The organism is Zunongwangia mangrovi (genome assembly GCF_900112105.1).
Taxonomy (GTDB): domain Bacteria; phylum Bacteroidota; class Bacteroidia; order Flavobacteriales; family Flavobacteriaceae; genus Zunongwangia; species Zunongwangia mangrovi.
Genome location: NZ_FOKV01000012.1, coordinates 26,031 through 41,315 on the forward strand (window position 1 = coordinate 26,031; position 15,285 = coordinate 41,315).

General features: G+C 35.1%; 17 protein-coding genes. 5 read left to right on the forward strand and 12 right to left on the reverse strand.

Annotated elements, in window-relative coordinates; all coding sequences use genetic code 11:
* The first annotated feature begins 10 nt into the window (after positions 1-10).
* Complete coding sequence (locus BM201_RS17115) at positions 11-1,852, forward strand: ATP-binding protein (protein ID WP_092544881.1); 1,842 nt, start codon at positions 11-13, stop codon at positions 1,850-1,852.
* Positions 1,853-1,854: 2 nt separating this feature from the next.
* Positions 1,855-2,478, forward strand: coding sequence for a response regulator transcription factor (locus BM201_RS17120; RefSeq protein ID WP_092544884.1), 624 nt, complete (start codon positions 1,855-1,857; stop codon positions 2,476-2,478).
* Positions 2,479-2,548: 70 nt separating this feature from the next.
* Here BM201_RS17120 and ettA read toward each other — a convergent pair whose 3' ends face one another.
* The 3 genes from ettA to BM201_RS17135 all read right to left on the reverse strand — a co-directional run bounded on the left by ettA (position 2,549) and on the right by BM201_RS17135 (position 5,015).
* On the reverse strand, positions 2,549-4,240 hold the full coding sequence (gene ettA / locus BM201_RS17125; protein WP_092544886.1) for an energy-dependent translational throttle protein EttA: 1,692 nt from the start codon (positions 4,238-4,240) through the stop codon (positions 2,549-2,551).
* 108 nt (positions 4,241-4,348) lie between these two features.
* On the reverse strand, positions 4,349-4,807 hold the full coding sequence (locus tag BM201_RS17130) for a DinB family protein (protein WP_092544888.1): 459 nt from the start codon (positions 4,805-4,807) through the stop codon (positions 4,349-4,351).
* Positions 4,808-4,835: 28 nt separating this feature from the next.
* Positions 4,836-5,015 carry a CAL67264 family membrane protein gene (locus BM201_RS17135; protein WP_092544891.1) on the reverse strand — a complete coding sequence of 60 codons (180 nt, stop codon included), beginning with the start codon at positions 5,013-5,015 and terminating at the stop codon, positions 4,836-4,838.
* A 181-nt stretch (positions 5,016-5,196) separates the two neighbouring features.
* Here BM201_RS17135 and BM201_RS17140 point away from each other — a divergent pair, with 181 nt between their 5' ends.
* The 3 genes from BM201_RS17140 to BM201_RS17150 are packed head-to-tail and all read left to right on the forward strand — an operon-like array spanning position 5,197 to position 9,405.
* Positions 5,197-6,825 (forward strand): acyl-CoA carboxylase subunit beta, encoded by a 1,629-nt coding sequence (locus tag BM201_RS17140; protein WP_092544893.1) that lies wholly within the window; start codon positions 5,197-5,199, stop codon positions 6,823-6,825.
* A 3-nt stretch (positions 6,826-6,828) separates the two neighbouring features.
* The gene (locus BM201_RS17145) at positions 6,829-7,713 is read left to right on the forward strand and encodes a hypothetical protein (protein WP_092544895.1); all 885 of its coding nucleotides are present in this window, start codon (positions 6,829-6,831) and stop codon (positions 7,711-7,713) included.
* Between the two features lie 57 nt (positions 7,714-7,770).
* Positions 7,771-9,405, forward strand: a complete 1,635-nt coding sequence (locus BM201_RS17150) for a M1 family metallopeptidase (RefSeq protein WP_092544898.1) — start codon at positions 7,771-7,773, stop codon at positions 9,403-9,405.
* 62 nt (positions 9,406-9,467) lie between these two features.
* On the opposite strand, the gene BM201_RS17155 is transcribed toward BM201_RS17150, so the two are convergent.
* From BM201_RS17155 to BM201_RS17195, 9 genes are all read right to left on the reverse strand, one after another.
* Positions 9,468-9,686: a PLD nuclease N-terminal domain-containing protein gene (locus BM201_RS17155; RefSeq protein WP_084840021.1), complete on the reverse strand. Its 219-nt coding sequence runs from the start codon at positions 9,684-9,686 to the stop codon at positions 9,468-9,470.
* Between the two features lie 64 nt (positions 9,687-9,750).
* Complete coding sequence (locus BM201_RS17160) at positions 9,751-9,951, reverse strand: helix-turn-helix transcriptional regulator (RefSeq protein ID WP_092544900.1); 201 nt, start codon at positions 9,949-9,951, stop codon at positions 9,751-9,753.
* Entirely contained in the window at positions 9,951-10,346 is a 396-nt protein-coding gene (locus BM201_RS17165; protein WP_092544902.1) for a hypothetical protein, read from the reverse strand. Before BM201_RS17165 ends, BM201_RS17160 begins: the two co-directional genes overlap by 1 nt.
* A 79-nt stretch (positions 10,347-10,425) precedes the next feature.
* Positions 10,426-10,788, reverse strand: coding sequence for a nuclear transport factor 2 family protein (locus BM201_RS17170; RefSeq protein WP_092544904.1), 363 nt, complete (start codon positions 10,786-10,788; stop codon positions 10,426-10,428).
* Positions 10,789-10,812: 24 nt separating this feature from the next.
* The gene (locus tag BM201_RS17175) at positions 10,813-11,910 is read right to left on the reverse strand and encodes an AMP-binding protein (RefSeq protein ID WP_092544906.1); all 1,098 of its coding nucleotides are present in this window, start codon (positions 11,908-11,910) and stop codon (positions 10,813-10,815) included.
* Between the two features lie 78 nt (positions 11,911-11,988).
* Positions 11,989-12,984: a CPBP family intramembrane glutamic endopeptidase gene (locus tag BM201_RS17180; protein ID WP_092544908.1), complete on the reverse strand. Its 996-nt coding sequence runs from the start codon at positions 12,982-12,984 to the stop codon at positions 11,989-11,991.
* A gap of 8 nt (positions 12,985-12,992) precedes the next feature.
* A complete protein-coding gene (locus BM201_RS17185) occupies positions 12,993-14,027 on the reverse strand; it encodes an o-succinylbenzoate synthase (RefSeq protein WP_092544910.1) in 1,035 nt (344 codons plus the stop codon).
* 90 nt (positions 14,028-14,117) lie between these two features.
* Positions 14,118-14,471 carry a four helix bundle protein gene (locus BM201_RS17190; RefSeq protein ID WP_092544912.1) on the reverse strand — a complete coding sequence of 118 codons (354 nt, stop codon included), beginning with the start codon at positions 14,469-14,471 and terminating at the stop codon, positions 14,118-14,120.
* Positions 14,472-14,521: 50 nt separating this feature from the next.
* Entirely contained in the window at positions 14,522-15,202 is a 681-nt protein-coding gene (locus BM201_RS17195; RefSeq protein ID WP_092544914.1) for a metal-dependent hydrolase, read from the reverse strand.
* Positions 15,203-15,285: the final 83 nt, after the last annotated feature.

Here is a 15,285-nt window from a genome sequence, read left to right on the forward strand (position 1 = left end):
GAAAATTAATGTGCTAAACAAATACCTTTTAATTCTTTGTTTTCTTCTTATAATCCCGGCTTATGCTTCAGAGGATGACACACTTTTTGTAAAAGGAGAATATCCAGATCACATTGTCGACTTTTTTAAACGATTTCAGGACTGCGAAGAAAGAACTTCCGCAGAGATCATTCAGCACTACAATAGCGGCGAGTTTCAGGATATGCAACCAAGCCGAATGGTAAACCTTGGTTTTACGAAATGTTATAATTACTTCTCTTTAACGGTAAAAAACGACCAGGCTTCTGCACAGGATTATTATTGGAGTTTTTATAATGACGGTATTTTATTCACTTTATACGAACTAAAGAATAACCAACTTCTGCAACTTGGGAAAACCTCTGTAGTCCAAAAACTCGAGGAAAGACCTACACCTATTCGATGTCTTTCTTTTAAGGTAGAAATGCAGGCATTTGAAACTAAAACCCTACTCTTAAAAACAGAACTGCAAGGACATTCTAATCTCTATTTTCCAACAGATTTCACTACTGTAGAAGATATTCTTATCTACGAATCTAATAATGCTTTTCTATTAGGGCGATATTTTGGGTATTTTATTTTTACGGCTTTATTCAACCTATTCCTTTTTATTTTAATTAGAAGAAAGCTTTACGGCTTTATGTTTGGTTATATTTTGAGCATGATCGCTTTTAACGCCATAGAATACATGTACGATGCGCTTTTAGTGCCCGATATAATTCACAGCCTCTGGCTACGTTTTCCAAAGTTATTTTTTATAGTGCTGGCTTCTTACTTTCACACTAAAGTTTTTCAGTATTTCACGGCACATAAAGAAAATTTCCCTAAATGGAATTCAGTGTTAAACCTCATCAATAATTTTATACTTTTTATTGTAATCCTCTTCGTAGCGATACAGATCTTTATTCCTAAAAACACAGCTTTTTTTAACCAATTTCGGCTTTTATTATTTCTATTATTTTTTATCAATTTAGCTGTGCTTGTGGTAAACCTGGTGTATTCTATAATGAAGAGGAATAAACAAGCTATTTATTTCTTAGGTTGTAATTTTCTTCTCATTCTATCACTGCTATTTTATATCACCAATACTTTGCAAATAGGTGGCTCTACGATCTATATGTCTCCGGGTAACATTATAAATGCGGTGGCTTTTGAAGTTCTTAGTTTAACCATTGCTTTTTTACTGAATTACAGAAAGGAATTAAATGCGATGAACAAGAATCTGACTAATGCAAAATTGAAGAGCGAAAAACTAAGCAAGGAGCTAATTGAAGTGCAGGAAAACGAAAAGCAACTTATCGCCAGAAATCTTCATGATGGATTAGGAAATACGATGAATGCTTTACGACTTTTAATGGAAGCTCCTAACAAAAATGAAAAGCAAATCTCCGGAATCTTCAGCTTGGCTAAAGACCAGTTTCGCACCCTAATTTATCAAATATCACCTAAAGAAATAGAGAGTGTTGGCTTATACAAAACCATTCAGCAAGATCTGGAACTTTTTAAAAACACACCAATAGAAATCAATCTCACACTTCTTGGTGACGATAAAAGGATCGACAGTATAAAAGCGGTGAATATCTATAGAATATTTCAGGAACTTATGTCCAACATTATAAAACATTCTAAAGCCAGCGTTGTAGATATTACCATTAATTGTGATGAAAAGACCTGTAGCCTGCAGGTAGAAGATAACGGCGTAGGATTTAAAAAAGAGACCAGCAAAGGCATGGGCATAAAAAATATAAAATCCCGAGTGTCTTATCATCAGGGAATTTTTCATATTGAAAATACTGAAAACGGAATTATAAGCATCATCGAAATACCTATCTAAAAATGGAAGCAATCAAAATTGTATTAGTTGATGATCATTCTTTATTTACTGAAGGATTAATGCAAATCCTGGATCCTATAAAAGACATTCAGGTTATCGCTACTTTTAGAGATGGAGAAACCATGCTTAAAAGTGACGAAATTCATCGTGCTGATGTTTTATTACTGGATATTAATCTCCCCGGAAATTCTGGAATTAGTATTGCTGAAAAAATGAAACCTTATTTTGGCTCATTGAAGATCATTTGCCTATCGATGCTTTTTGAAGAGAACATTCTTGAAAAACTGAAAGAAATAGGCGTTTCTGGTTACCTGCCAAAATTTATTCATACGAGCGAACTTATCGAAGCCATACGAAAAGCAACTAGTGGGAAAACCGTTTTTTATGAAGAAAAAGCAAAAGCGGTAAGCAATGTAAAGGTTTGGACCAGTGATTTTAAATTAACTAATCGCGAAATAGAAATCCTTCAGCTTATTAAGGATGGTAAAAGTACCAAGGAAATTTCAGAAATTCTTCACCGCAGCCAGTTTACCATCGAAACACATCGTAAGAACATGATTAGAAAACTGAATCTTAAAAATTCAAGCGGATTGCTACATTTCGCAATGAAAAATCTCCCAACCTGATTTTCAATTTTGATTCAGCAAAAAATATAAGCAAAAAAAAGGCTCCCTACTGGGAGCCCATATTGTAAGATTATCGCGTTAGTTTTTTATACTTGATTCGTTTTGGCATTACATCGCCACCAAGACGTTTCTTCTTATTCTCTTCGTAATCAGAGAAACTACCTTCAAAGAAGTATACTTGAGAATCTCCTTCAAAAGCAAGAATATGAGTACAAACTCTATCCAGGAACCAACGGTCGTGAGAGATCACTACAGCACATCCTGCAAAGTTATCTAAACCTTCTTCTAAAGCTCGAAGCGTATTCACATCAAGGTCGTTCGTAGGCTCATCTAGTAACAGTACGTTTCCTTCTTCCTTAAGCGTCATTGCCAGGTGAAGTCTGTTTCGTTCACCACCAGAAAGCATATTTACTTTTTTGTTCTGCTCGCTTCCGCTAAAATTAAATCTACTTAAATATGCTCTAGAATTTACCTGTCTGCCGCCCATCATGATAAGCTCCTGCTCATCACTAAAGTTTTGCCAGATGGTTTTTTCAGGATCAATATCAGCATGGCTTTGATCTACATAAGCGATTTTTGCAGTTTCACCAACATCAAAAGTACCTTTATCTGGTTGCTCCTCGCCCATTATCATTTTAAAGATCGTAGTCTTACCGGCACCGTTTGGACCAATAATTCCAACAATTCCCGCTTGTGGCAAACTAAAATTAAGATCTTCGTATAATAATTTATCTCCAAAAGCCTTACTTACTCCATTTGCATCGATCACGTTAGTACCTAATCTTGGACCATTAGGAATGTAAATTTCAAGCTTTTCATCCATTTGTTTTTGATCCTGACTAAGAAGCTTGTCGTAATTTTTAAGACGAGCTTTTTGCTTAGATTGACGACCTTTTGGATTCATTTTAGCCCATTCTAATTCTCGCTCAAGCGTTTTTTGGCGTTTACTTGCCTGCTTTTGCTCTTGTGCTAAACGTTTTGATTTTTGATCTAACCACGAAGAATAATTTCCTTTCCATGGGATTCCTTCTCCTCTATCTAATTCTAAGATCCAACCGGCAACATTATCTAAGAAATAACGGTCGTGAGTTACCGCGATCACCGTTCCTTTATATTGTGCTAAGTGATGCTCTAACCAATGTACAGATTCGGCATCAAGGTGGTTGGTTGGCTCATCTAAAAGAAGTACATCCGGTTCTTTAAGTAATAAACGGCAAAGTGCTACACGTCTTCTTTCTCCTCCAGATAATACTGAAATTTTCTTATCTGCATCTGGAGTTCTTAAAGCGTCCATTGCAATTTCCAGCTTGGTATCTAATTCCCACGCATTGCTCGCATCGATCTTATCCTGAAGTTCTGCCTGCTTGTCCATAAGCTTTTGCATCTTATCTGCATCTTCATAAACTTCAGGCAAACCAAACATATCGTTGATCTTGTTGTACTCATCTAAAACCGCTACAGTTTCAGCAACACCTTCTTTAACAACTTCAAGAACAGTTTTATCTTCATCCAGCTCGGGCTCCTGCTCAAGATAACCAACGGTATATCCAGAAGAAAATACAACGTCTCCCTGATAATTGGTATCTCGGCCAGCAATGATCTTCATTAAAGTAGACTTACCAGAACCGTTTAAACCAAGAATCCCAATTTTTGCTCCGTAGAAAAAACTTAGGTATATATTTTTTAGAACAGGTGTATTCGCAGATTTGTAGGTTTTAGTAACCCCACTCATCGAGAATATCACTTTTTTATCATCTGCCATGTAATCGTAAAATTTTTTGGTTGAATTAATACTATTAAAAATTCAGTTTAAAATCATCCAATATGACTTTAAAACCGAGCAAAAATACAAATAAAGAAACACAAAATATTAGTGATCGCCTAAAAGTCGAAGCAAAAGAATAAGTTGCCCGGTATGTTGTGCATTATGCTCTATAACAAGCAACAACTCTCTAAGCAAAGTATGATCTTCACTATTTTTAACCGGCGTATCCAAATTGTTCTGTTCATCCAGAATGTAATCTGCAAGCTGCTGTCGCTCTTTAAAGAATTTGGATTTTAACTGTTCCCATTCATTTTCGCTTTCTGGAGCTTGTTTTTGATCCCAATAAGCTTCTGGCCATTTTGGTGTTTGGTAATCATCTAAGAATATATAATCCAGGATATCCTTCTGGGTGTAGGTGATATGGTAAAATATCTCGTAAAAAGAATACGGTAAACCATGGATTCTATTACCAATCTTTTCGAACGATGCTTCATTTAAAACCTTATCTATAGGCATAAAAGCTTCACCACCCATAAGATGTTTTACCAATTGTGCTCTCTCCATAAATCTATCTTCTTTTAAATTTATAAAATCAAATTCGGCCTTTCAGTGCATTAAAAACCCAGGAAACAGCAAAAAAACCAATTCCCACTACAGAAAAACCTATCGCGTGATCTTTATATTTTAAGACACCTAGAAGTACGATCGCTGTGGCCACTAAAAATATAATAAATGAAGCCCAGGCGAAAATGGTGTTCTTGTTTAATCCCATAAAAAAATATTTCTTACAAATATCGCATATTTTGATTAGTATTTTAAAAATCAAATAGCTTGTATTTTGTATTTTAGCCAATATTGTGAAAATTTTTAAATTATTTTTGAAAAGAATTAAGCAAATCAAGGTTAAAATTCATTTTTACTCACCATAAAATTGCTTCCAAAAAACTGTTTATATGGATATTAACTTCAATAAAAATGAAGATCATAATAAATTATTAGTTTCAGATTTAAACCATCATCTAAAGAGAGTGTATCTTGGTGGTGGCGAGAAACGTATCGAGAAACATCACGCCAAAGGAAAAATGACTGCCAGAGAGCGGATAGATTTTTTACTGGATAATCCTGAAGCTGCTATCGAAATTGGCGCATTTGCCGGTGATGGCATGTATAAAGAACACGGTGGCTGCCCAAGCGGTGGCGTTGTGGTAAAAATCGGGAAGGTTTCTGGTAAACAATGTATCGTTGTAGCTAACGATGCTACCGTAAAAGCCGGTGCCTGGTTCCCTATTACCGGTAAAAAAAACCTACGTGCACAAGAAATCGCTATCGAAAATAAATTACCTATTATTTATTTGGTAGATAGTGCCGGTGTTTACTTACCAATGCAGGATGAAATATTCCCAGATAAAGAACACTTCGGAAGGATCTTTAGAAATAATGCGGTAATGAGCAGTATGGGAATTACCCAAATTGCTGCCGTGATGGGAAGCTGTGTTGCCGGTGGAGCATATTTACCAATTATGAGTGATGAAGCTATTATTGTTGAAAAAACCGGAAGTATTTTTCTTGCCGGAAGCTACCTGGTAAAAGCAGCAATTGGCGAAACCATCGATAATGAAACCCTTGGTGGTGCAACCACGCATACAGAAATTAGCGGCGTAACAGATTATAAAGCCAAAGACGATAAAGATGCGCTGACCAAGATCCAGAATATTATGGATAAAATTGGCGATTTTGATACCGCTGGTTTTAGCCGAAAAAAAGCTGTAAAACCTAAATTAGATCCTAACGAGATCTTCGGAATTCTACCTAAAAAGCGATCAGATCAATATAATATGACTCAAATTATTGAGCGTTTAGTTGATGATTCTGAATTTGAAGAATACAAAAAAGGTTACGGCGAAACGATTATCACCGGCTATGCAAGAATCGATGGTTGGGCCGTGGGAATTGTTGCCAATCAGCGTAAGATCGTAAAGACCAAAAAAGGAGAAATGCAGTTTGGCGGAGTGATCTACTCAGATTCTGCCGATAAAGCCACCCGTTTTATTGCTAATTGTAACCAAAAGAAAATCCCTTTAGTATTCCTTCAGGATGTAACCGGATTTATGGTGGGCAGCAAAAGTGAACATGGCGGCATCATTAAAGATGGTGCAAAGATGGTAAATGCGGTAAGTAATTCCGTAGTACCAAAATTCACAATTATTATTGGTAATTCTTACGGCGCCGGTAATTATGCGATGTGCGGTAAAGCTTACGATCCAAGATTGATCGTTGCCTGGCCAAGTGCAGAGCTTGCAGTAATGGGCGGTACGCAGGCCGCGAAAGTTTTAGCACAAATCGAAACCGCTTCTTTAGAGAAAAAAGGCGAAAAGGTAGATGCTGAAAAAGAGAAAAAAGTTTTTGATAAAATAAAATCCAGATACGACGAGCAAACCTCAGCATATTATGCGGCAGCAAGATTATGGACAGATGCGGTTATCAACCCTATGGATACCCGTAAATGGATCTCGACCGGTATCGAAGCTGCGAATCACGCCCCAATTGAAAAAGATTTTAATTTAGGTGTAATTCAAACTTAATCTATGCGAAAACTATTATTCTTATTATTTATCAATTTAACTTGTAGCTCACTTTTTAGCCAGGATTCTACCCTGATAGCGCGTACTAAAACATTTATACCAATAGATGCTTATCGGAAGTTCGCAGAAGAAGAGCCAGATCCAGAAAAAATTAAAATTATAAATGGAGACAGCTTAGTAAATGTTCCTGAAGATTTTTATCCACTAAAACGAAAAAATGGGGAAGTTAGGGTAAAATATGAACCTAAGGATTCTTCTTTTCTAGAGCTTTATAAAACAGTTGTTTTTAATGCTAAGAAGGAAAATAGCGATAAAACAACCATGAAATATTGGAAAGATGATATCAAAATATTTTTTGAGGAAAGTGTTCCAAAATCACATGTTAACGACTTAATGGAATTCGCCCAGTCGATTTCTAAAGATATTGATTCCCTTAATATCGAGCGAGTAGATAATATTGAAGCATCTAACTACCATATCTATTATTTAAATTTAAAATCTAATATAGATTACGACCCAAGAATTGCAAGAAATAGTGGATATTATGTTAGTTGGAACGGCAAACAACAAATCTATGATGCATCATTAAAAATTAATACTGAAAACGTCAAAAATAGTATTACACAACGAAATCATTTGAAATATTGGTTTTTTAGATCTCTTGGATATTTTTATTCTTCAGACGATATGGATTGTTATAGCATGCTTTCAAGCTGTAAAGGTTATAGAAGAGCTTCCAAAAAAGATCTCGAAATTCTAAAATATCACTATTCCTATGGAGTTTGTAAAGGTGCTAATCTTAAGAGTTTTGAAGAATTAACCTCAGATATGCAACAACGCTTAAAAGAAAATCCAAATGCACGAATTTATGTAGTGCATCAAAATTAATAATAACAATAACCTCAATATAGTTTAAAACCACATTGTTTAATTTAATCATCAGGAATGAAAAAAGTTCTTTCTACATTTTTATTTTCAATGCTTGCTTTTGCAGCGTCCTCACAAGTGCTTAGCAACAAAGAAAAATATACCGAAGCTGATACGCTTCGTGGCTCACTAAGAGCTGAACGTGCTTATGATGCACTAAAATATCATTTAAAACTGAAAGTAGATCCTTCAGAAAAATTTATTGGCGGTAGCAATATTATCACTTTTAAAACCGAAGAGGAATTACCGGTAATACAAATCGATCTATTCGAAAATATGGATATCGATTCGATCGTTTACCACGGAAAAAACCTTCAATATAACCGTAAATACAATGCTGTTTTTATTGAATTTGGAGAAGCTTTAGCTAAAAACACCACAGATTCTTTAGAATTTTTCTACTCGGGTCATCCAACAGTTGCTAAAAACGCGCCCTGGGACGGTGGTTTTGTTTGGACGCAGGACGAACAGGGAAATCCCTGGGTGGGTGTTGCCGTACAGGGAACTGGAGCCAGCCTTTGGTATCCTAATAAAGATCACCAGAGTGATGAGCCAGAAAGTGTTCAGTTAGATATTGCAGTGCCAAACGGATTAATGAATGTTTCTAACGGCAGAATGATTGGTAAAAAAGATCTTGGAAATGGTTATACCGAGTGGAGTTGGGAGACCGTTAACCCAATTAATAATTACGATGTGATGATCAACATCGCTAACTACGAGCATTTTTCAGATAAATTTCAGGATCTAACTTTAGATTATTACGTGCTTCCTTACAATCTTGAAAAAGCAAAAAAACACTTTGAAGAAGTTCAGGATATGATGGCTTGTTTTTACGAGAAAATGGGGCCTTATCCTTTTGTAGAAGATGGCTATAAATTAGTGGAAACTCCGTATTTAGGTATGGAGCATCAAAGTGCTGTTGCCTACGGAAATAAATACATGAAAGGATACTTAGGAAATGATCTTTCTGGAACCGGAGTTGGCTTAAAGTGGGATTATATCATTATCCACGAATCTGGACACGAATGGTATGGAAACAGCATCACCGCCAAAGATATTGCCGATATGTGGATTCATGAAGGTTTCACCACTTATACTGAAGCTATTTATACCGAATGCGGTTGGGGAAAAGAAGCGGCCTTAAAATATATTAAGGGACAACGTGCAAATATCCAAAATAGAGCAACGATTATTGGAGATTACGGAGTTAATGCTGAAGGTTCTGGCGATATGTATTTTAAAGGATCTAATTTATTGAACACCATTAGAAGCATTTATGACGATGACGAACTTTGGTGGGATACTTTTAGAGATTATACAGCAACATATAAGCATAAAATAATCGATACCAAGACGGTTGAAGAATTCTTCGATAAACCAATTAAAACGGATTTAAAACCAGTTTTTGATCAATATTTAAGACATACCAGAATTCCGGAGTTACAATTTAAAAAAGAAGGAAAAACTTTCGCCTTTCGCTGGCGAGCAGATGTAGAAGGTTTTAATATGCCGGTAGATGTTTTTATCGACGGAAAAGAAACCCGTTTAAAACCAACAATGGAGTGGAAAAAACTAGACAAAAAAGTTTCTAGTGAAGATGCTATAAAACTTAACGATTTAGAGTTTTATGTAAATATAAAGTTTGAATCATAAAACTTTTAAAGCTCAAAAAATAAAGCCTGAAATTCGATAATTTCAGGCTTTATTTTTAAGTTTTATGTGAGTCGTTGTTTCCTACCCATTATAAAATACAGCAAGGTCCCGAAAAAACTGAAAAAGATCACAACAAGTAACCAAACGATCTTATCGTTTCCTTTAAAATCGTTTCTTACAATATCGATTATCGCCAACAAAGGGAATAATAACGCAAATAAACAGGTAATTAAGATGAGAATGATTTGCGGGGCGCCAATGGCAAAGATTTGATGTAGCATATGATTGATTTTTTTATAAATCTAACGTTTTTGATCTAAAAAAAGTCATTTTGACGAAAAATTGCTAATCTGTTTCTTCCAGCTGAAAAATTTCATTAACCGAACATTTAAAAATCTCGGAAAGCTTTAAAGCCAAAATTGTAGAAGGAGCGTATCTATTTTTTTCCATAGAATTTACCGTTTGTCGGGAAACGCCGAGCAATTTCGCTAAATCCTCCTGAGTCATATCCTTTTTGGCGCGTTCAACTTTTATCGAATTCTTCATTAATTGAACTTTTTCATAAAGTAGAAAACACCAAAATACCATAAAAACATGGTAAAGAGCAGCTGATGAGCATGGATATCGATTTCAAAACTTCCGTGAAATAAAATACTTACAAAAGGACCTATCACGATAAAGCCAACTCCGTATAAAAAAGTAGCAGCAAAAGCAACCAATCTTAATTTCATACTACGTTCATCTTCTATTTTTCCTTTTGAAAGCGCCAATATTAAAAAAGCAATTAATATCAGATCAAAAAATATATTCTTTGTAATTTCTTTTTCTACGGAAATAATTTCTGTGATCACAATTCCAAAAAGTAGTATTGCAATCACTAATAAAACATATCCAACTATTTTAAATTTATGCGGAAGTAATTTGAGATGTGTATTTTCCATTTGTAAAGAATTTAAGCCTAAATGACAAAAATACTTTACATTTCAGAATTATCAAATTTTGAACTTATTAAATTACTACTTAAAATAAACCATTTTGATTTGGGGAATTCTCTTCGATTACCTGGCCTAAATCCCAAAGCTCTACAATTTTATCTCCAGAAAATCTAAAAATGTGTACAACGGCAATTTGCATGTCTGCTTTCTCAACTAAAGAATGTACCACTACCTTATCTTTATCTGCCAAAACCTGCTGCGGCGTAATTGCCTGATTGGGATTGTTTTGATGATCCTGCTTCATAGCATCAATCAAAGATTGTCGATCACCTTTAAAGTATTGATTATGATGTATAAAATCTGCACTTACAAAAGCAGAAAATCCTTTATCCACAGCACCCATTCCTACCGTTTTCAAAAAGAGTACGGCAATTTCCTTATTCGTCATTTTTGAAAATTGATTTTCTGAGGGTCAATTTACCCTGCTTTTTAGTGTATTATCCCTATGAATTTTTCCGCTGGAAGTTTCCTCGAATTTTTCAACAAAATAGATCTTTTTTGGGTGCTCAAATTTTTCCAAAGATTTTAGACTGGATATGCTTTCTTTCATTTCAGCTAAACCTTCTTCAGAAAAAGCGGCTTCAATAAACAGCACCAGTTTATCTCCCAAAGCATCATCTGGAATCGAGGTTATAAAAAAGCGAGAATCGATAATTTTACCCAGTTTTTTTTCAATTTCTTCAGGATGCAATTTTACTCCGCCGCTATTAATTACATTATCGATACGGCCTTTCCAATGGAATTTTTTATAGGTTAGAATATCAACAACATCATTCGTAATAATTACCTCATCTGAAAGATTTGGTGCTTTAATTACCAAACAACCACGATCGTCCTTACTAATATTAATATTGGGAAGCACCTTAAAAGGCCTGGATTGTTTCTTTTTCTTAGTAGGATTAATTCGTCTAGCGGCAATATGAGTGATCGTCTCTGTCATTCCATAAGTTTCATAAACTTTGGTATTCACCTCTTTTACCATTTTTTGCAATCTAAGCGACATGGCACCTCCACCAACGATCAGTTTCTTGACCAAATGTAAACGCGCAACCGAATTATCCAGTTGAAAAGGCGTCATGGCGCAAAAGTCATAAATCTTAAAAACCTGGTCCAAAGGCGTGGAAGATGGCGGAACAAGATCCAGCTGCCAACCGCAGACGATCGCTCTAATGATCATCATTTTACCAGCGATATAGGTAGCCGGCAAACATAACAAAGCTGTAGTGTGGTCTGGAAGATCAAAATATTTGCACGTGGCTAGGGCCGAATTGACCATGTATTCTTTTTTAAGTTGAATGGTTTTTGGAGTTCCTGTAGATCCTGAAGTTTTCACTTCAACAAAATCCTGTGGTTTCAGCCATTCCAGGAGAAAGTTTCCAACCTCTTCTTCATAAGCTTCGCCTTCCTTTATAAAATGAAAGGCATGCTGTCGCAGCTCAGCGTTACTGAAGTGTTGCTTATTCAGCTTAAAATGAGGATGCGTCTCCGGAACCTTATAGTAGTCTGCCATATTGCTCTCCAAATATGTTTGAAATCTGACTAAGCTAAGTTATTAAATTGCTATTATAAATTTAAAAATAGCTAATTTTTAGTAATCTTCCCTAATTTCTGATAAATCTTCAATATCAGCAACACCATAAGTTTCAACAACTTTAGGTTTTTCTACTTTTCCGAAAAGTCGATTTCCCCAGTTTTCCCAGTTATATCGCTTGGCATAGACCAATAAGATCAATGGATAAATCACCAATACACTTACCCAAACATCCCAACCGGCAACAGGGCTGGAAACATCACGAAAAATAGATTCTGTATTAAAAGCCGTCCAATCTGCTGTTACCAATAAGGCAGCAACCATATTGTTTGCTGCATGAAAACCTAAAGAAAGTTCTAATCCTTCATCCATCAGCGTCATTATACCAAGCATTAAAGCAGTCCCAAAATACGAAACCATAACCAAGTCTCCCATTTGTGTAACTTCTGGATTTGCATAATGCATTGCTCCAAAAATAAAAGAAGTAATTAGTAAAGGAATCCAGCGATAACCGGTTTTTATACCAATTCCCTGCATCAAATATCCTCTAAAGAAGTATTCTTCGAAACTTGTTTGCAGTGGTACAAATAAAATTGCAATAATCGCTAAGACAAGAAAAGGAACCAGTTTGAAATTAAATATGTAATCATCGGGACTTAGGAAAAAATAATCTACTAAAATCAAAACTATATTTAAAATGGCTATGATAGAAAATGAAAACCAAAATCTACCCCAATCTATCTTTGTCCTACTTGTTGTAAGGTTAGTGATACTATTTTTATGAATCGCCTTATACAGTAAGAAGAATACGAATAGCGACAACGCGAAACCAAAAAGCATTAAGAAAAAGGTTATGTTGCTACTAAAATCGGTCATCATTCGGTTTTGATCAATAAAAATAGCTATCATCTCTTCATTATATCCGTATTTAAGGACTAGGGCTACAAAGAATGGAATAATCTGTAAACAAATCCAACTGAAAAAAACTGCTATAGTACCAAATAAATATCTTGCACCGCTACTCTTACCTTTAAAAGCCTGTTCTATATACATTTGTGTTTTTAAAATTTAAAATCCCAGTTTAAATTAGGATTATAACTAATCTTACCATCTTTTACCTCTAACGGACTCTCAATATTATTGGTGTATAAACTTCCCGTTCCTAATCCCTGGGGCATCGTTACATTTTTCTCGTAAGTAAATTGAGAAATAGCATTTAAACCAATATTGCTCTCTAAAGCACTTGTATCCCACCAGCCAATATTATTCGTTTCAGCTAAGTCGATCCATTGCTGAGTTCCTTTAAATCCACCAATAAGACTTGGTTTAAATATCAAATATTGAGGTTGTATGGTTTGTAGTAATTTTTTCTTATTTGTTACATCAAAGACACCTATCAACTCTTCGTCTAAAGCAATGGGAAGCGGAGTTTCAGCGCAAAGTCTCGCCATTTCTTCCCAATTTCCCTGTTTTATGGGTTGTTCGATACTGTGAAGTTCTAATTCACTTAAACGCTTCAGTTTTTGTAATGCATTCTTTGGGTCGAAAGCACCGTTAGCATCAACACGGAGTTCAATTTCTTCTGCGGAATATTGGGATCGGATATACTTCAGCAATTCAATTTCAGTATCAAAATCGATGGCTCCGATCTTCATTTTTATACAGTTGAAACCCGACTTTAATTTATCTTCAATCTGAGATTTCATGAAATCTTTTTCTCCCATCCAAATGAGTCCGTTTATCGCAATAGCCTCCTCTCCTTTTGTAAATGCTGAAGGAAATAATTCGAATTCATTTTCATTCTCGAGAGACTTAAAAGCCATTTCGATCCCAAACTGAATACTTGGAAATTTGATTAATTGCTCCCAAAGTGCAACTTTACCCAAATGAATATTTTCACAAGCCCATTTCAGCTTTTCTTCATAATCTGGACGATCGTCTATGCTTAAACCGCGTAAGATTCCGCATTCGCCATAACCAAAATTATCACCATCTTCGATTTTGATAAACCAGCTTTCCTTAACAGTAAGAACGCCCCGCGAAGTTCCGCTGGGGCGTTTAAAATTTAAAATATGCTTTTTGTAAGTTGCTTGCAACTGCTTAGTATTTAGTCTGTTTGTATTTTAGATTATTGGTAAACTAAAAGGCCATAAATGTTAGAATTTTGAATAAATTTTAATCTCTGATTAAGAGCTTAATGTGGTTCTAAGTTTTGAAGTCATTTTTATAATCTCATCCAATTTACTCGAAAGTTCTTCAAATTTTTTCAAATCTAAAAAACTAAGATCGTTTGCAATGATTAATTGCGTTTCTAACTCGTAACATGAACCTAATGCAATCTCTAAAAATCTTGAAAAATCTCTATTAGATTTTCTTGAGGCACCTTCAGCAATGTTAGATGGAATTGAGATGACTGCTCTTCTCATTTGCGAGGTTATCCCATAACGCTCATCCTCTGGAAAGTTCTTAGTAGCTAAATAAACAGACTTACAAAACAATCGGCTTTGTTGCCAAACTCGTAAGTCTTTAAATTTATGCATATCTAAAAATCTAACATTCTAATCTACTAATAATCCAATATTCTCTAAAATTAAACACTTAATTTCTCTCCTATATCGAGTAATAATAATTCTTTTCCTTTATCGGCGAATTTCTTTTTGGCTTCAGCATGATCGATTTCGATATAACCAAAAGTATCGTAGTGACAACCTAAAATTCGGTCACATTCTATAAAATCACTCGCAATTACGGCTTCATCTGGTCCCATGGTAAAATTGTCTCCGATTGGTAATACCGCCAGATCAAGTTTTGTAAATAACGGAATTAATTTCATATCCATACTTAAAGCAGTATCTCCAGCGATATATAAATTCTTTTCTCCGGTTTGAATTACAAATCCTCCTGGCACTCCACCAGAAGCACCATCTGGAAATGTACTGCTATGCCATGCCTGTACATATTTCACTTTCCCGAATTCAAATTGCCAGCTTCCGCCGTGATTCATTGGGTGTACCGTAAATCCTTTATCTTCATAATATGAAGCAATTTCAGCATTACTAACGATCACCGCATCTGTATTTTTCGCCACAGTTTCTACATCTAATACATGATCCTGATGCGCGTGTGTCACTAAAATATAATCTGCTTTTATATCCTTTAAATTGATCTTATCCTTTGCATTTTCATTTCCGGTTATAAAAGGATCTACCAAAATATTAATATCTCCTATCGTAAGACCAAGGCAATTTTGGCCGTAAAATGTAAGTTCCATAATAATTTTTTTGAGTTGCACCTAAAATACTAATTGATGCCAGCAGAATAAGAATTTAGAATTCTATAATTTTGTTAAACTTC